11 protein-coding genes and 3 tRNA genes are annotated in these 18,150 nt (G+C 33.3%); 5 read left to right on the top strand and 9 right to left on the bottom strand.

Features of this window, described 5'->3' with window-relative positions; translation table 11 throughout:
• The 7 genes from ACGH6P_RS05920 to recA all read right to left on the bottom strand — a co-directional run bounded on the left by ACGH6P_RS05920 (position 1) and on the right by recA (position 5,129).
• A tRNA-Arg gene (locus tag ACGH6P_RS05920) sits at positions 1–72 on the bottom strand.
• Between the two features lie 21 nt (positions 73–93).
• Positions 94–170: transfer RNA gene (locus ACGH6P_RS05915), tRNA-Arg, on the bottom strand.
• Positions 171–190: 20 nt separating this feature from the next.
• A tRNA-Ser gene (locus tag ACGH6P_RS05910) sits at positions 191–283 on the bottom strand.
• Between the two features lie 129 nt (positions 284–412).
• Positions 413–613, bottom strand: a complete 201-nt coding sequence (csrA, locus tag ACGH6P_RS05905; protein WP_065559044.1) for a carbon storage regulator CsrA — start codon at positions 611–613, stop codon at positions 413–415.
• Between the two features lie 135 nt (positions 614–748).
• Complete coding sequence (gene alaS, locus ACGH6P_RS05900) at positions 749–3,382, bottom strand: alanine--tRNA ligase (protein WP_267377866.1); 2,634 nt, start codon at positions 3,380–3,382, stop codon at positions 749–751.
• A gap of 206 nt (positions 3,383–3,588) precedes the next feature.
• Entirely contained in the window at positions 3,589–4,089 is a 501-nt protein-coding gene (locus ACGH6P_RS05895) for a regulatory protein RecX (protein ID WP_411596963.1), read from the bottom strand.
• Positions 4,089–5,129: a recombinase RecA gene (gene recA / locus ACGH6P_RS05890; protein WP_267351741.1), complete on the bottom strand. Its 1,041-nt coding sequence runs from the start codon at positions 5,127–5,129 to the stop codon at positions 4,089–4,091. Before recA ends, ACGH6P_RS05895 begins: the two co-directional genes overlap by 1 nt.
• Before the next feature lie 500 nt (positions 5,130–5,629).
• Here recA and ACGH6P_RS05885 point away from each other — a divergent pair, with 500 nt between their 5' ends.
• The 3 genes from ACGH6P_RS05885 to ACGH6P_RS05875 are packed head-to-tail and all read left to right on the top strand — an operon-like array spanning position 5,630 to position 9,117.
• A complete protein-coding gene (locus tag ACGH6P_RS05885) occupies positions 5,630–6,880 on the top strand; it encodes a PqiA/YebS family transporter subunit (protein WP_267351739.1) in 1,251 nt (416 codons plus the stop codon).
• Between the two features lie 15 nt (positions 6,881–6,895).
• A complete protein-coding gene (pqiB, locus tag ACGH6P_RS05880) occupies positions 6,896–8,533 on the top strand; it encodes an intermembrane transport protein PqiB (protein WP_065559049.1) in 1,638 nt (545 codons plus the stop codon).
• Positions 8,533–9,117, top strand: a complete 585-nt coding sequence (locus tag ACGH6P_RS05875; RefSeq protein WP_411596962.1) for a membrane integrity-associated transporter subunit PqiC — start codon at positions 8,533–8,535, stop codon at positions 9,115–9,117. Before pqiB ends, ACGH6P_RS05875 begins: the two co-directional genes overlap by 1 nt.
• 45 nt (positions 9,118–9,162) lie before the next feature.
• On the opposite strand, the gene pabB is transcribed toward ACGH6P_RS05875, so the two are convergent.
• Positions 9,163–10,917: an aminodeoxychorismate synthase component I gene (pabB, locus tag ACGH6P_RS05870; protein ID WP_411596961.1), complete on the bottom strand. Its 1,755-nt coding sequence runs from the start codon at positions 10,915–10,917 to the stop codon at positions 9,163–9,165.
• Positions 10,918–10,924: 7 nt separating this feature from the next.
• A complete protein-coding gene (locus ACGH6P_RS05865; protein ID WP_411596960.1) occupies positions 10,925–11,494 on the bottom strand; it encodes an anthranilate synthase component II in 570 nt (189 codons plus the stop codon).
• A 193-nt stretch (positions 11,495–11,687) separates the two neighbouring features.
• On the opposite strand from ACGH6P_RS05865, the gene ACGH6P_RS05860 reads away from it, so the two are divergent.
• Entirely contained in the window at positions 11,688–13,379 is a 1,692-nt protein-coding gene (locus ACGH6P_RS05860) for a ShlB/FhaC/HecB family hemolysin secretion/activation protein (RefSeq protein ID WP_411596958.1), read from the top strand.
• Positions 13,380–14,210: 831 nt separating this feature from the next.
• On the top strand, positions 14,211–17,225 hold the full coding sequence (locus ACGH6P_RS05855) for a filamentous hemagglutinin N-terminal domain-containing protein (RefSeq protein WP_411596957.1): 3,015 nt from the start codon (positions 14,211–14,213) through the stop codon (positions 17,223–17,225).
• Positions 17,226–18,150 lie beyond the last annotated feature (925 nt).

Below are 18,150 nucleotides of genomic sequence, written 5' to 3'. Positions count from 1 at the left end.
CATCCGAAGGGATTCGAACCCCTGACCGCCCGGTTCGTAGCCGGGTACTCTATCCAGCTGAGCTACGGATGCATATTTTGAATTTTGTTAAAATGGTGCATCCGAAGGGATTCGAACCCCTGACCGCCCGGTTCGTAGCCGGGTACTCTATCCAGCTGAGCTACGGATGCATATTTTAAATTTTTAAAAATGGCGGTGAGAGAGGGATTCGAACCCTCGATGCAGCTTTTGACCGCATACTCCCTTAGCAGGGGAGCGCCTTCAGCCTCTCGGCCATCTCACCAAAACAACCATGATTTTATCTGAACAACAAAATCATTATGTGTGGCGCACATATTACGGTTTACAAAAAATAAGTCAAACATTTTTTTGCTTACGCGTTCTAGTTGTTTAATTCGTGCCCAAAATATTGCTATTCTTTAGGCTCAGAAACCTCATCAGCCTTGTTTTGTGCTTGATGGATTCTGTTATAGATTTCTTCACGATGAATAGAAACTTCTTTAGGTGCATTAATACCAATTCTGACCTGATTGCCTTTCACGCCCAAAATGGTAATAACAACATCGTCACCAATAATTAGTGTTTCACCTACTCTCCGAGTTAAAATTAACATTCGATCTCCTACTCTCAGTTATTTATATATCCAAACTGTTATAAAAAGTAGCTTCGTTAGTCCATCAATAAACACAATAATGGATTTAAAAGACAAACTCTGTTGGCTTGTTTTAAGTCAATCGAATCTATCTCACTAACTAGCTTGTAATTTATTACTGATTTCCTTTTTCACAGAAGATAACGCTCCTGGTAACGCTGAAAGATCCATTCCACCTGCTTGGGCGAAATCAGGCCGCCCACCACCTTTACCACCTACCATTAATGCTAATTGAGATACTAATTCGCCAGCTTTAACAATATTAATTAAATCATTTGTTACACCAGCAGCTAAATTAATTTTGTCACCATTAACAGCAGCAAGAACAATTACTCCAGACTTCAATTGATTTTTAAGATCATCAATCATTGTGCGCAATTGTTTCGCTTCGACATTATCAAGTTTAGCGATTAGCAAATTTTTATTACCAATGTTTTCACATTGATTGAGCAGTTGTGCACTTTGTTGGCTAGCTTTTTGTGCATTTAATTGCTCTATGGTTTTCTCTAACTGTTTAGTTTGTTCAAGCAATTGCTCAATACGAACTAAAACTGTAGATTTGTCGCTTTTTACCAATTGTTCAATTTGCGTTAACAAATTGGATTCATGGTGTATGTACTCCATTGCATTTTGCCCTGTTGTAGCTTCAATACGACGAACACCAGAAGCAATGCTGGATTCTGAGGTAATTTTAAATAGACCTATATCACCAGTTCGATCAACATGCGTACCTCCGCACAATTCAATCGAAAAATCTCCCATTGTTAGCACTCTAACAATGTCTTCGTATTTCTCACCAAATAATGCCATAGCGCCTCTATTTTTAGCTTCATCTATTGGCATTAACTCAATATCGACAGGTAAGTTACGACGTATTTGTTGATTCACCAGATTTTCAATTTCAGTAATTTGCTCTGCTGTTATGGCTTGATTATGTGAAAAGTCAAAACGCAGATAGCTATCATTGACTAATGAACCTTTTTGATGAACATGATTGCCTAAAATTTGTTGCAGTGCAGCTTGCAATAAATGTGTAGCAGAATGATTACGACGAATGCGTTCACGTAGCTCAACATCAATCGCTGCAGTAACATTATCACCAACTTTTAGGGATCCTTTTACGATCTGCCCTAAATGACCAATACTTTTCCCATATTTCTGACTATCAAAAACGGTGTATTCAAGGTTAGCATTGGTTAAGACACCTTTATCGCCAATTTGACCACCAGACTCACCATAGAAAGGGGTTTTATCTAATATCACAATTGCGTCTTCACCGGCATGAATACTGTCAACTTTTTGGCCATTTTTAAAAATCGCTATAACTTTTGCGGAAGATTCTGTTGCTTGATAACCTAAAAATTCAGTTACCTCATCAAGTTTAATCACATTGCTATAATCAACACTAAATGAACTTGATTCACGCGCGCGTTTTCGTTGCTCTTCCATACAGTTATTAAAACCGACTTCATCAATCGTGATATTTTTTTCACGGCATACATCAGCCGTTAAGTCTAATGGGAAACCGTAAGTATCATAAAGCTTAAAGGCAATATCACCCGGTAAAACATGACCTGTAATTTTTGCTAATTCTTGATCAAGTAAGAATAAACCACGTTCTAATGTTTTTAAGAATTGTTCTTCTTCTAGTCTCAGGGTATTTTCAACATGTTCACGATTATTATTTAATTCTACTGCGGCATTTTCCATTACGTTAATTAATGGTTTTACCAGTTTATAGAAGAATATTCCTTTTGCGCCAAGCATATGACCATGTCGTACTGCTCGTCGGATGATTCGACGTAATACATAGCCACGACCTTCATTGGAAGGCATCACACCATCTGAAATTAAAAACGCACAAGATCGAATATGATCGGCAATAACTCGCAAAGATTTATTTTCTAAATCTTTAGTTTGAATAATTTCAGCTGCATCTTTAATTAACTGTTTAAATAAATCAATATCGTAATTAGAGTTAACATGTTGCAGTACGGCAGCAATACGTTCAAGTCCCATACCTGTATCAACAGAAGGTTTAGGTAAAGGCTCCATGGTACCGTCGGCATGGCGATTAAACTGCATAAAGACGATATTCCAAATTTCAATGAAACGGTCACCATCTTCTTCAGGGCTACCTGGCGGTCCACCCCATAAATGATCACCATGATCATAAAAAATTTCGGTACACGGTCCACAAGGGCCGGTATCACCCATTTGCCAAAAGTTATCAGATGCATAAGGCGCACCTTTATTATCGCCAATTCGTATAATACGTTCTTTTGGAATACCGATATCTTTTTCCCAAATAGCATAAGCTTCGTCATCTGTTTCATAAACAGTAACAGTAAGCTTATCTTTTGGAAGATTAAACCATTCTTTACTGGTTAATAATTCCCATGCAAAATGAATTGCATCACGTTTGAAGTAATCACCAAAACTAAAATTACCTAGCATTTCAAAGAAAGTATGATGTCTAGCTGTGTAGCCAACATTATCAAGATCGTTATGTTTACCGCCAGCGCGTACGCAACGTTGTGCTGTTGTTGCTCGACTATAAGGACGTTTATCTATACCAAGAAATACATCTTTAAATTGATTCATTCCAGCATTAGTGAATAGTAATGTTGGATCATTATGTGGAACAAGGGAACTACTTGCTACGATTTCGTGTCCTTTGCTATTGAAAAAGTCAAGAAAATTTTGACGTATTTCTGCAGTGCTTTTCATTTAGGCTTCCATATAAAAATGATAGATATTTAAATATAGTAATATACCCGTTACAACTAAAGTTGAATAGTAGATGTTCTTTATACTGCAGTGAATCTAGCTAATATTACAAGTAAATAAGGAAAAAATAAAATGACCTAGTGAGCTTTATTCGTAAAGGGTATCGTTCAAACTTCGATTGAATACATTTTAGATATTTTACCAGTTTAAGTCAACAAACTGTACACATTTTTTACATCATCTTGTGTATAACCTCGGGTTGTTAAGAATTGTATGTTTTTGTACCACAAAGGTTTATTTTTGGGATCAATTTGTTTAAATTTTTTAATTAATTGTTGGTGAGCAATTTCAGACCAATTTATATCTGAATTATTCAGAATTTCACGGCTTAAGTCGGTTGGTAAACCTCGTTGCTTAAGTTCTAATGCAATTCGGTATTTACCATATCCTTTGTTAGCTCGCATAGTAATATATTTTTCAATATATTGGGCATCATTCATCCAATTTTGCTCAATACAATACTCAATAACATCATTAATTTCTGAGCTAAGTTGATGGTATTGTTCGTGATACTCTTCGTCCGAACTTTTGATTTTTTTGGCAAAAAATAGTGTTAGTTTTTGGTTTAATTTATAGGATGAATGGTCACGCTGTGCAAGTAATTGCACAGCTTTATTTAAGATAGATTTATTGAGTTTTTTGTTCATTACTCAAAACTTTCATCTTCTGGTGATGCGTCTTCATCAGAAAAAACCGCAGGACTATTTAATAATAGTTCTCGTAATTTAGTTTCAAGTTCATTGGCAATTTCGGGATGCTCTTGTAAAAATTTAATTGAATTCGCTTTTCCTTGACCCACTTTTTCGCCGTTATAGCTATACCATGCCCCCGCTTTATCAACTAATTTATGTTTCACACCTAAATCAATTAATTCACCATCTTTAGAAATACCACAACCATATAGTATTTGAAATTCAGCTTGTCTAAATGGCGCTGCGACTTTATTTTTAACAACTTTAACTCGTGTGTCACTACCAATCACATCTTCGCCTTCTTTTACTGCACCAGTACGACGGATATCTAAACGAACAGATGCGTAGAATTTAAGTGCATTACCACCAGTTGTGGTTTCTGGGTTACCAAACATCACACCAATTTTCATCCGAATTTGGTTAATAAATACGACTAAACAATTCGCATTTTTAATATTTGCAGTAAGTTTTCGCAGGGCTTGTGACATCAAACGAGCTTGTAACCCCATATGCGAATCACCCATTTCACCTTCAATTTCAGCTTTAGGTGTTAATGCTGCTACCGAGTCGACAATGATCACATCAACTGCGCCAGAACGAACTAATGCATCACAAATTTCAAGTGCTTGTTCACCAGTGTCGGGTTGTGAAACTAATAAGTCATCAACTTGTACGCCTAATTTAGCTGCATAAATTGGATCTAAGGCGTGTTCTGCATCAATAAATGCGCAAGTTTTACCTTCTTTTTGAGCCTGTGCAATAACCGATAATGTTAATGTGGTTTTACCTGATGATTCTGGTCCAAAAATTTCAACTATTCGCCCCATTGGTAAGCCACCAATGCCTAATGCAATATCAAGTCCTAAAGAACCAGTTGAGACGGCATCAACATCTAACGTTTGGGTATCCCCTAAACGCATAATAGAACCTTTACCAAATTGTTTTTCGATTTGACTTAATGCTGCTGAAAGTGCACGTTGTTTGTTTTCGTTCATATAATAAAATTCCACTGAGTTAGCATATTGGGTGGTATTATACTGTATTGTTATACAGTATCAAGTTTTTTTTGCTTTAAATAAAATAGATAATAACTGATACATAATAAAATGTTTTTTTTCATGATGTCGACTAAATTCATGCGCTAATTTAGACTTAAGTGAGGGACTAAAAATAGAGATAGTTTAGTTCAATTCGAGATAAGTGTTAGCCAGCAATACATTGGGACAAATAAAAACCAATGAACTTGTTTATCAAAAAAATAATTGAAAAAATAGAAAGTAAATAAGGTAAAAATTGGATATTACTTGCTCGTTTTTCCTGCAAAATGGTATTTGTTACTGTGAGTTTAATGCGATTAATAAGTCATATACGGATTAAGTTAATCTTATTGAAGTCAATTTTTTGTCGATCAAATTGTTTAAAGCTTTAGACTTAAATGTTATGCTAAACTTAACTTTTTTTACATATCTCATTAGCGCTTACATAAAGGGAAATAATGACCATTGATAAACAATGTAATGAATATGAATTGTGCCCAAATTGCGATTTGGTTGTAGAGCTATCTGATATTCTTTTGAAACATAAGGCGGTATGTCCTCGTTGTAATACAACCTTAGCTAAAAATAATGCAGATATGAAGTTTAAAGCGATGATCTACGCCATATGTGCATTGATAATGGTTATCGCAGCAAGTCATTTTATATTTATTGATATTCGTCTGGTCGGTAATTTTAATGGCGTGAGTGTTATTGATATACCTAAAACACTATTTGATGATAATTACAGTTATATTTCGGCGCTTTTTGTCGTGTTTGTATTGCTTTTTCCCGTTATTAATTTAGCAATTATTGCGCTACTTTGCTCTAAAATAGAGCTTTCAAAATATCGCAAAAGAGATCTGTTAGTTGTATACGAAAGATTTCAACACTGGTGCATGCCAGAAATATTTCTAACAGGGGTACTGGTTAGCTTTGTTAAGTTGATGAGTTACGGTAATATCGGCGTAACCAGTTCATTTTGGGCTTTTTGTTTATTCGCCTTTTTTTATATAAAAGCGTTAGTTATTTTTTCTCCGGATGCAATTTGGAATGAGATTAAAACAAATAATTTTGCTAAAGGCGAATTAAAAACAGGTAAAACGGCAATCAGTCAAAAATTAAAGTTATGTAGCTGTTGTCAGGCTATTGTTCCTTTTGAGTATGCTAAATGTCCTCGATGTAAACAGAAAAGTCAGATTCGAAACCGTAATAAAATACAATGGACGATTGCATTACTAACAACTTCATTACTAATTTATATTCCAGCAAATTTATATGGCATTATGATAACGGTTGTATTTGGTTCATCATCGACTTCAACCATTATGGATGGGGTCATCTATATGTGGCAAGCGGGTGATGTTCCTGTTGCGTTAATTATTTTTACAGCGAGTGTTGTTATTCCAATTTTGAAAATTATTTCACTTAGCTGGCTTTGTTATTTTGCCTTAGCGGTTAAGCGAAAAAATAAACAAAATTGTTTGAGAATGAAAAAATTATATAGTGCTGTCGAATTTATCGGTAAATGGTCAATGATTGATATCTTTGTGGTTTCTGTCGTGTGTTCATTAGTTAGAAATCAACAAATGATGGGGGTATATCCAGATATTGGTGTTGTATTTTTTGCCACCGTCGTAATTGTGACAATGATTGCATCGCAAAAATTTGATCCTCGATTAATTTGGGATCGTAGACCAATTAGAAATTAGCGTTATAGGAAACATATGACAAATTCAAATAGATTAGCAAAAATTATCAAAATCAGAGCTATCTCAGCAATATGGATTATCCCTATTGTTACTGTAATTGTTGGGCTTTGGATAATTTACTCTCATTTTGCTGATAGAGGTACATCCTTCACTTTGCTGGCAAAAGATGCTAGTGGTATTGTTGCTGGAAAAACGGTGATTAAAAATCGTAGTGTTGATGTAGGCATAATAGATCAAGTGACGTTATCGGATGATTATAATCAAGTTGTCATCAAAGGACGAATCTATAAAAATATGGAGCCTTTGCTTAAAAATGACTCCATATTTTGGGTGGTTAAACCAGAAATAGGGCGTGATGGAGTTACGGGATTAGGTACGATTTTATCGGGTGTTTATATTGAATTAGTCGCAGGAAATGATAAACATAGCTTTAAAAACGATCCGTTTGAATTGTCCGATTCGCCACCCATATCCGATCCAAGTATTAAGGGCATTCGGTTAAATTTAGAAAGTGATCAAAGCGGAATGATACCGCGTGGTGCTTCAGTGATGTTTAGAGGCTATCGGGTAGGGAATGTAGAAACCTCGTTGTTTGATGTTGAAGCGCGTAAAATGAAATATCAAATTTTCATCAAAGAGCCTTATGATGCGCTAGTGACACAAAATGTTAGATTTTGGAAAGAAGGTGGAATTAATTTAACACTTTCTTCTATGGGTGCAAGTTTGAATTTTCCTTCTTTAGATGTTCTGTTATCTGGGGGAATCAGTTTTGATTTACCGGATGGATCTAAATTGGGGGCTCCAGCACAGCAGTATGCATTATATCAATTATACGATGATAAAAAGTCGATACAAGAATCTCAATACACTCAATATAAAGAGTTCCTGATCATGATTTCAGATTCCATATCGGGGCTAAATGTTGGCGCACCGGTTGAGTATCATGGAATAAGACTCGGTACGGTTAGCAAAGTGCCATTTTATACCATAGACATGTTAAATGAATCGTCAATACTGAATCAAAAAGTACCGGTCTTAATTAAGATTGAACCTGATCGTTTATCCGACTTAGTGGATGAAAAAATCGATATTGCAAAGCAGATCATGGAAGAACAAAAAAATGGTTTAAGAGCTTCGCTTAAAACATCAAATTTATTTACGGGTGCGCTGTATATTGATTTGGATTTTTACCCTGATTTAAAAAATGAATACAATGAAAAAACAGCTGTGCAATATGGTTATGATACCATCGACACTACTTCAACAGGCATAGCACAAATACAAGCTAAAATTTTACAATTATTAGATAACTTCAATAATTTACCACTGAATAAAACAATGGATCAGTTTAATCAATCATTGGCATCGAGTGAGCGTTTAATGAATTCGTTGAATAAGATCATGGCAAGCAAAGAGATGCAAACGATGCCAAAAGATCTGCAAAAAGCGTTACGCTCATTGAACGATACAATGAAAGAATTACAACCTGGTTCAGAAATGAATAATCAAATAAAAGAGAGTTTGCAAAAAATTCAACAAATGATGGATGAGTTGACGCCATTGTTAAGCACATTGAATGATAAAAGCAATGCTTTAATATTCTCTGCACCTGTTAAACAAGATTTGGAACCCAAAGCAAAAGGTAAAAAATAATGAAAAGCATAATAAATCGCATTTTTACAATTGGGATTATGGCATTATTAACGACATTAGTTGGCTGTTCTTCAGGAACCGCTGAAAAACATTACTTTCAATTAGAGAGTCATTTACAAAATCAACGTTCACAAACCTTGAATTCAGCGCATGGTTTTATATGGATTGAATCCATAGATGTAGCTAGTTTTTTAAACAAACAAGGGATTGTCTTGCAAACGGATAATATTCAGTTTGTTACGGCCTCAAACAATTTATGGGGATCATCGCTTTCACAACAACTTGGTGATCGTTTAGAACAAGATTTAGCGATTTTTTTACCTCATTATTTAGTTTCAACCAAAGCAATTACTACCCCAACAATGACCGTCAAACTATTTATTGATGGATTTCATGGCAGTTACACCGGCGATGCGATAATAAAAGGGCGTTGGGTTGTTAAAGATAGTAAAGATAATATTGAAACAAAATTTTTTGAACATCGTATAGCGTTAAAAAATAATGGCTATGCCGCATTAGTCAATGCATTATCGAAAGGTTGGCAGGATGAAGAGCGTGACTTTGTCACCTCGATAACACGTTAAGAGATTCGATAACATTTCGCCATTGAGTTGGCGAAATCGTTACCTTTATATCATTGCGTTTTTTAATTGTTGTTTGAAGTGGTTAAAAACTTTATCATCAATTTCCACCCATTTGCGAACACTATTAATGAATGCAATTTTTTCAGCGTATAATACATCTTTTTTAGTCAGTGTTTTTTCAACTAATTGTTTTGATTCCAAATAAAATTGCCGCATTGTCCCTGCCAGTAAACCAGAGGTGATTTTGGGGGTTACCCATTGATTATCAACCAATAACGCGATATTACCATTAACAAACTCTGTGATTTCGTCATGTTGATTAAAGTTAATATACTCTTTTGCAGGGAGTAGAGCCGGAAAATGATGCCGAATTGATGTTTTGTGGTATAAAAAGAGATTCTGGTTATTAACACAATTTGGAGCAAACCCAATTTCGGCGATTTGCAAAGGCGTGATAATACTATCATGATTAATCTCAAACTGCCCATTTTCTCTAAGTAAAATCCGTATTTTATACAAATTTTTAGAATAGGTGTTTGCCAGATTCATTAGGGCTAACTTAATGATACGGATATTGCACTTAAAATTAAAATAACTTGCAGAATCAGTTAATCTTGTTAAATGCTGATCCAATAAAAAAAACTGACCATTTTCAAGTAACAGTGATTCAATAATGTATTCTGGTATGGTAATTGTACGATTTAAAATTGCTGATTTAATTAAAATTTCGTTATATTCATCTTGCGAAGTGGAATCCCAGGTAATCCCTCCACCCACACCATAATGCATATATTGCTGATTTATCGTTAATGTGCGAATTGGCACGTTAAATACCATTTTATGCCCAAATGGTTCAATATATCCAATCGTGCCGCAATAGACCCCTCGAGCAGTGTTCTCAATTTGAGCGATAATTTGCATCGTACTAATTTTTGGCGCACCGGTGATTGAACCGCATGGAAATAATGCTCGAAAAATGTCGAATAAATGAATATCTTCAATTAATTGCCCCTCAATAGTTGAGGTTAATTGCCACACGGTTGGATATTTTTCAGCAGAAAAGAGCGTTGGTACAACAACCGTGCCTGGTTTGGAAATTTGACTTAAATCATTGCGAAGTAAATCAACAATCATCATATTTTCTGCTAGATTTTTTTCTGACATCAGCAAAAGGCGTTGTTGATTATCTTGTTGTGTAGTCAAACCTCGTCCTACCGTGCCTTTCATCGGTTTGGTGGTAATCGTTTTATTTTCAATCCTAAAAAATAACTCGGGTGAAATCGATAAAATATGATAATCATCATGTTCAAAATAAGCGCAATAATCTGCCTGATTATTTTTTTGAAGAAAATAGTAATAATCAATCGGATTTCCGTCAAAAGGCGCTTTAAATTGAATGGTATAATTGGTTTGATAAGTATTTCCTAATTCAATTTGAGAACGGATAAAATCAATTTTTTGATTATATTCTTCAATAGTTGTATCACAGCTTAATACTAATGGTTCTGCCTGATAATGAGGTATTGATTTAGGAGGGTGAGATGTGTATTTATCATAAATACCAAATAATAGTAGAGGTAAATCGGTATCTTGAGGCGGATTGGATTGGGTTTGATTAGCCTGATTAAAGCCCATTGCACTCTCATAGGCTAAATATCCTACTGCATAAAATCCTTGTGCAATAAATGATTCAATCTCTTCTAAGCATTTTTTTATGCATGACACTTTAGTTGTTGCTAATATTTTTATGGGATCGCAAAAATATTTATGTTGACCTTCAAAATCGATATGAACTTTCATGTAAATCCTATTGATGAACAAAATTTTTGATGATTTGCAAACCACAATCTGTTTTGATTGCTTCAGGATGAAATTGTACCGACTCAATAGGTAAATATTTATGGCGTAATCCCATAATCAATCCTTGTTTATTTCGTGCGGTGACAATGAGTGGTGATGATGTAGGTAATAAATTATCCCTTACCATTAAAGAGTGATAACGCACTACCGTCAGTGGATTGTCAATTCCAGTAAAGATTCCTTGACCATCATGATTAATATTATCGAGTTTACCGTGCATTGGTTGCGGAGATTTGACAATCTCATATCCAAAATACTGTGCTATTGCTTGATGTCCTAAACAGATCCCGAATATTGGGCAGCTACGATTGAATTCAGCTAGAACGGAAAGAGTTATTCCTGCATTGCTAGGACTCCCCGGTCCTGGTGAGAGAACAATTTTAGAAAAGTTTAATTTTTTCAATTGGTCAATTGTCATCTCATTATTTTTAATCACTTTAACTTTGGCTTTAGCTCGACAAAGATAATCATAAATATTAAACGTAAAAGAATCATAATTATCAATTAGTATAATCAAAATATTGCCTGCGAGATTTCAAACGATTTATTTCAAATTTTCATGCTGATATATCCTAATATATTTTCTTTTATTTAGAAAAGATTTTAACGATTGAACTGATTATTTTTAACGCATGTCTATTTTTTTATGGACTAAATTCGATTATCGAATTAACATTAGCGCAAACTAAAATACAATAATAGGAAAAATGATGAAAATCAGAGTATTGTTAATTGTAGTAATAAGTTTTATCTTTTCAAATAACGTATTTGCTGAGCAGTTACCGACAGCACAAGAACGAAAGATCAGTGATCAGCAGCTGATCTACCAACAAGAAAGACAAAAAGCAACAGAAGAGGCATTGTCAACTAAAACACCTAATGTAAGTTTAATGTCACCTTTACAAAAAATTCAGACGATCAATTTTCCTGAAGAGGAATTTTGTTTTCCGATTCAACATGTTGAATTGTTAGAACGTGATGCCTTTCCAATTACCATACCGTTAAATACGTTAGCCAAACAAGCGGAAGGTCGTTGTTTGGGTGGCAAAGGTTTAAATTTACTGATGACGGAATTACAAAATCAGCTTATTAGTTATGGCTATATCACAACACGGGTTTTGGCGCCTCAACAAGATCTTAATTCAGGAACATTTACTTTATTGTTGCTGAAAGGAACGGTAAGAAATATTTTTTATTCATCAGATAGTGACACCAGAGCCAATTTAACAAGTAATATGCCATTAAAAAAAGGGGATTTACTTAACTTACGCGCTATCGAACAAGGACTTGAAAATTTTCAGCGAATCCCAACTGCCAGTGCTCAAATCCAATTATTACCAGGAGAAGAGGCCGGTGAAACAGATATTGTTATCCAACGTCAACAATCGAAATATTGGCGAATAGGATTATCGTTAGATAATTCGGGATCAAAAAGTACGGGTCGCTATCAAGGTGGGCTCACACTTTATTTGGATAATCCACTTGGTCTTAGTGACAGTTTTTATGTTTCTGGTGGACATAATTTAGAGGGCGTGGACGATTATGGCTCAAAAAATTATCTATTCGCCTATTCTGTCCCATTTGGTTATTGGCTTTTTGATGCCTCGATGTATGCAAATACCTATAATCAAAAAATTTCGGATGTGGTCGATTATCAATATAAAGGACGGAGTAAATATTATAATTTTCAAATAAGCCGAGTATTGCACCGTAATGAAGCGCAAAAAACAATATTAAGTTATGGCATCAATTTAAGAGAGTCTCACAATTTCATCAATGATACCGAAATCGAAATTCAGCGGCGCAAAACAAGCAATTGGCGAATTGGCTTACAGCATAGTCACTACTTCGATAATATCGTTGTTTATGCAGGTGCATCTTATCAAAAAGGCGTACGTTGGTTTGGCGCACAAAAAGCATTTGAAGAAAAATCTGAAATCGGTAGTGCTCTAACCGATATCATTAATGCTAATTTTTCGGTTTATGTGCCTTTTAAACTCGGTAATCAAAATTTTGGATACAGCCTTGATTCACAAGGACAATACACTCGACGTAATAAATTAACTGCACCGGATCGATTTTCGATTGGTAGTCGTTGGACGGTACGAGGATTTGATGGTGAAGAGATGTTAAGTGCCGATAATGGCTGGTTTATTCGCAATGATTTAATATGGTATACGCCACTAAACCAGCAATTATATTTAGGATTAGATGCCGGTGGTGTATTTGGGGGAAATTCCGAAAATCTGACGGGTAAAAAATTAGTCGGTTCGGCTATCGGAATTAGAGGACGTCACTTTGGTCTTTATTATGATATGTTTGCTGGCGTGCCCCTACATAAACCTGACAAATTTAATACTAATCATTTAACACTCGGATTCTATTTAAATTGGACTTATTAGTGTTACCTATCATTTAGCCAACAATAAATTAGTACTTATTATTGTTTTCAATAAACAATAATAAGTACTAAATAAAATCAATTAAATAACTCCATAATAATTAATGCATTAGTTAATGAAGAAAAATTAAAAAAATTTTTTGTAAAGCTAATGAAGATATTTTAAATAAACCTTTGACTGAAAGTTTATTTAAAGATTATTATATATAAGTTATCTTATCTAAACCGCATAATCATGGGTTTTATCATTACTTTGTAAACTGATGATAAAACGATCAAATATTAATAAATTGATTACAGTTTTTTTAAGTGTTTATTAATCGCGGAAAAGTCTTAACTCTTACCACCAAGATAAGATACATAACATTAAAAAGGTCACTATTTTTGTTGATTGTAAGCATTCAGTCAGCCATAAAAGAATAGCCATCTAATTTCGCTATACAGGTTGTTAGATTCTATTAAATTTCCTTTTTATAACTTGAATTAACCTTATTTGAATAGTCCTATTTTATGAAAGTTAACTATCGATAACTTATATAAAACGATGACTAATGGATATGAGCTTAATTTCACATTACATTTTGCAGTAAAAAGTTATATTAACTATTGATATTAATTGGATTTGATTCAATTCAATTAACAGATTGTTAATTACACTGTAGTCATTTTTTCATTGTAGTAACTAATTGATATTAGTCATTTTGTAAACCAGTAATCTTAATTTATGCCTTGATTATAGAATAAATTGATTTTTATAAAATGACTGGTTTTTAAGAAAATTCCGATTCTTTTTGAGTAAAAAAGAGTAGATCTATGAAAGGTGAGACATACTATGAATAAAAATTTTTATCGCATTGTTTTTAATAAAACTCGTGGATTGTTCGTTGTGGTATCTGAAATTGTAAAATCACATCAGGCGATATCACGTTGCAGCCGAAAAGCTAAAAAAACGGATATTAAACAGAATTCAAATAACGATACAAAATATTGCACATTAAAACCACTTGCATTTTTATCCTATATTGCATTAGGTATGGTAAGTATTGTTGGTACAACTTATGCAAAAGGTATTGTGGTTGATCCCTTAGCCAATCAAAATCAACGTCCTGTCGTTAAGGAATTACAAAATGGTACAACACAAATCAATATTGTTGCACCGAGTAGAAACGGTGTGTCTCATAATAAATATACTCAATTTGATGTGTCAAAAAAGGGTGTGATTCTTAATAATGCTACTGGTGGCACGAATACACAACTAGCAGGAAATATCAATGGTAATCCACTATTACAAAACAGCGCAAAAGTCATTTTAAATGAAGTTAATTCTAACAATATCAGCCAATTAAATGGTTATATTGAAGTCGCCGGACAAAAAGCACAGGTGATAATCGCTAATCCAGCTGGGATTACCTGTGATAATTGTGGCTTTATCAATGCAGATAGAGCCACGTTAACAACCGGTAAACCGATAGTAACAAATGGTAACCTAGAAGGCTATTTGGTCGAAAAAGGTCATATTCAAATTACAGGTAATGGTCTAAATGATACCGGACAAGATTATAGTGATCTGATCGCTCGAAGTGTCAATATCAATGCTAAATTATGGGCAAATAAAGAAATCAATGTCATAACGGGTAAAGCAAAAGTTAGCGCGGATTTAAAACATATTGATACACAAGGCTTTGATAATCACGTTGGACAACCCGAGTTTGGCATAGATGTCTCAAGATTAGGGGGCATGTATGCGGATAAAATTAGAATGGTTGGGACAGAACATGGCGTTGGTGTACGAAATAATGGGACGTTATTGGCAAATGCAGGAACATTAACTGTAACCAACGATGGCAAAGTAATTAATGCTGGTTATATCAGTTCAGCGCAAAACCTTGAATTCAAAACGACTTATGGTGGAATTGAAAACCATTCAACAATTGAAAGTTCAAAAAACATTGTATTATCCAGTAAAGCAGAAATAAAAAATGTTGATAGATTAAATGCGCAAGGTGATATCACGCTTAATGCAGAAAGTTGGGTTGGTAACCAAGGATTAATATCTTCGGGTAAACAGATTACAACAACGAGTAAAGAGTTTGATAATAGTTATTCAGCAAATATAAAAGCGCAAAATCTAAAAATTAATGCGAATATGGCAAAAAATACAGGCAATATTAACGTAAATGACACAATTAATCTGCTCGCAAATCAGTTTGAAAATAATAAAAAATTAGCTGCTAAAAAAGAAGTCACTATAAACAGTAGAAAATTCAAAAATGATTGGAAAGGCAAAATTGAATCAAATAATATCAAAATTTTTGGTGACGAATTTGTCAATTATGGTCAACTTGTTGCCGACAATAGATTAACTATGAATGTTAAAAGTATCACGAATCTTAATGAATTAGTGGGAAGAAACGAAATCAGGATTAATAGTATAGAATTTTCTAACAAAAAAGACGGAATAATAAACGCTTATGATGCGGAAGTTATAACACAAAATTTCGATTCTGATGGTACAATTTTAACTGGCGCATTGGATATATCTGCTGAAATAAACTATAACAATGGCATCAATGGCAAAATAATAGCTGATTATTTCAAGTTAATAAATCCACATAAAAGTGTTAACGAAGGTCTTATCGATGTAGGCTATTTTTATGAAGTGGGTAGTGACTTTATTAATACCGCTTTTGGCAAAATAAAAGTCGGTGAATTATATGCCAATAATGATTATTTTGAAAATAAAGGTTCGGTATACTCATCCAGTAAAATAATCGTTGAAAGTAATGATTTTTACAATAATGGTCAATTTGATGCAATAAAAACTCTAAAAGTAAATCAGAATAAGAATTTTAAAAATGATTGGCAAGGAACAATCAACGCTAATTTAATTGAATTCGACCAACAGATCGTCAATGAAAGTTTTTCTAACTTTGGTTCGATACAGTCAAAAGATCAAATTAAAATTAAATCTAAGGATTTTTATAACCAAGGGAAGATATTGGCGAAACATGAATTAAGCATTCAGGGTGACAAACTAAAAAATGAGATGAATGCTTCAATAAGCGCTGACAAAATTGATCTATCCGGTACAACATTAGAAAATAAAGGTTTGATAACTGCTCAAGATTCCCTAAAAATCGATGTTAAACAGTTATATAACAAATTTAAGTTATTATCTGATGAAAATTTAGATATTAATACCTCATATTTTTCAAATGAAGGAAATGAAAGTCTTGTTAAAGCTGATTTAGTGACAATATTTGCTAATAAACTGGACAATCATAGTACCTTTAATGCGACTAATGATCTACAAATCATTGTTAACAACATCTACAATCAAGGTCGGTTCACATCTAATAATCATATTGGTATATATAGTGCAGACTTTAAAAATGATTGGGCAGGTCATGTTGATGCCGATAAACTGGATATCGCCGGTGGAAAAATGAACAACATGAACGAAATAAAAGCTAATCGATATATAACTATCAACGTTAATGATTTCTACAATAACAAGACTTTATTTACATTTGGAGATCTAGAAATAGGCGGCACCAATTTTAAAAATGATTGGTATGGTTTGATTAAAGCTGAAAACCTAGATATTCTTTCGACTCAGTTATCGAATTATGGAAAATTTGAAACAAGTAATTTAATGAATATTGTGACAAAGAATTTTTATAATTACGGACGAGTTGATTCTGATATGCACATCTGGTTATATGCTGATTATTTTAGAAATGATTGGAAAGCTGTGATGAATGCAAAATACATTAAAACGAAAGTGAATCACATTGAGAATTATGGATTAATAACAGGAATTATAAATGATGAAAATCAACTATAACTTATGGATTGCTAATGTTTTTTAACTTGAACAGTTGTTTATAACTTAAGATTCTGGTTTTCTATGTATAAAAAATTAGAAAACCAGGGTCTATTTTTCGAAATTTAAATAATCATATACTGAAAATAGAAACCGATTTAACCTGCTCTTTAATGTTAGCTATCTTAAAAAAATTGTGACCAAATGGAATTCTTCTTTTCTCTAACATTGCTGTTTTTAGATGCTGTTCATATAAATTTTTACCCCTAAAACCACCACTATTCTTTAAAAAGCAATAAATGTCGAAAAAACGTAGTAAAGTAAAAATAATGGTTAATTAGAAACTAATTTTTTCATCTTATTAAAAAAATAAACATTAAAATCGCAAAACATTGATATAAAAATTTACTAAAGTTAAATTTTTTTGATTTAAATTAAAATTGAATTAAATTCTTTCAATAATATATAAAATAATTTAATAAAGTCTTTGACCGAACCTCAAATAAATGTTTATATAGTACACTTTATTTATCCAATGAATGCCTTGTGGTATAGGCACAATTTCACATCAATCAATAAAAGACACACCATTGTGAAATCAATCAGTTCCAGTATTATTTGTTTTTTTGATATTTATTAGTCATGTTAAATAAGATTAACTTACATTTATATATCAAATAAAAACAATATTTAACTAATAGCTATTTGTTAATAAGATCCAATGAGTGATTTGAAATACTGTTCTTTTTTTCGTCAATTTTTAAATATTGAGTCAGTGGTCAAACTATTCATGTTAACGACATGAAATTGATGATAATCAAAACTAATTAATCTTCTGTTGGTTAATAGAAAATCCCCATAAATACCCGAATGACAGAATTTGTATATTTTTTTCAAGTTGTAGTAACCCATTAATATCTTTGCTTGTTAATAAAAGGATATTAAT

Source organism: Gilliamella sp. CG25 (genome assembly GCF_046635705.1).
Lineage (GTDB): Bacteria > Pseudomonadota > Gammaproteobacteria > Enterobacterales > Orbaceae > Gilliamella > Gilliamella apicola_I.
The sequence above is the reverse complement of the archived record's forward strand: the minus strand, read 5'-3'. Positions and strand labels throughout refer to the sequence as shown.

Bases quoted from the DNA above. Each gene is read 5' to 3' on its own strand.
- ACGH6P_RS05860 (WP_411596958.1), top strand. From the start codon at position 11,688: ATGAAAATCAGAGTATTGTTAATTGTAGTAATAAGTTTTATCTTTTCA.
- ACGH6P_RS05885 (WP_267351739.1), top strand. From the start codon at position 5,630: ATGACCATTGATAAACAATGTAATGAATATGAATTGTGCCCAAATTGC.
- csrA (WP_065559044.1), bottom strand. From the start codon at position 613: ATGTTAATTTTAACTCGGAGAGTAGGTGAAACACTAATTATTGGTGAC.
- recA (WP_267351741.1), bottom strand. From the start codon at position 5,129: ATGAACGAAAACAAACAACGTGCACTTTCAGCAGCATTAAGTCAAATC.
- pabB (WP_411596961.1), bottom strand. From the start codon at position 10,917: ATGAAAGTTCATATCGATTTTGAAGGTCAACATAAATATTTTTGCGAT.
- alaS (WP_267377866.1), bottom strand. From the start codon at position 3,382: ATGAAAAGCACTGCAGAAATACGTCAAAATTTTCTTGACTTTTTCAAT.
- ACGH6P_RS05855 (WP_411596957.1), top strand. From the start codon at position 14,211: ATGAATAAAAATTTTTATCGCATTGTTTTTAATAAAACTCGTGGATTG.
- ACGH6P_RS05895 (WP_411596963.1), bottom strand. From the start codon at position 4,089: ATGAACAAAAAACTCAATAAATCTATCTTAAATAAAGCTGTGCAATTA.
- pqiB (WP_065559049.1), top strand. From the start codon at position 6,896: ATGACAAATTCAAATAGATTAGCAAAAATTATCAAAATCAGAGCTATC.
- ACGH6P_RS05875 (WP_411596962.1), top strand. From the start codon at position 8,533: ATGAAAAGCATAATAAATCGCATTTTTACAATTGGGATTATGGCATTA.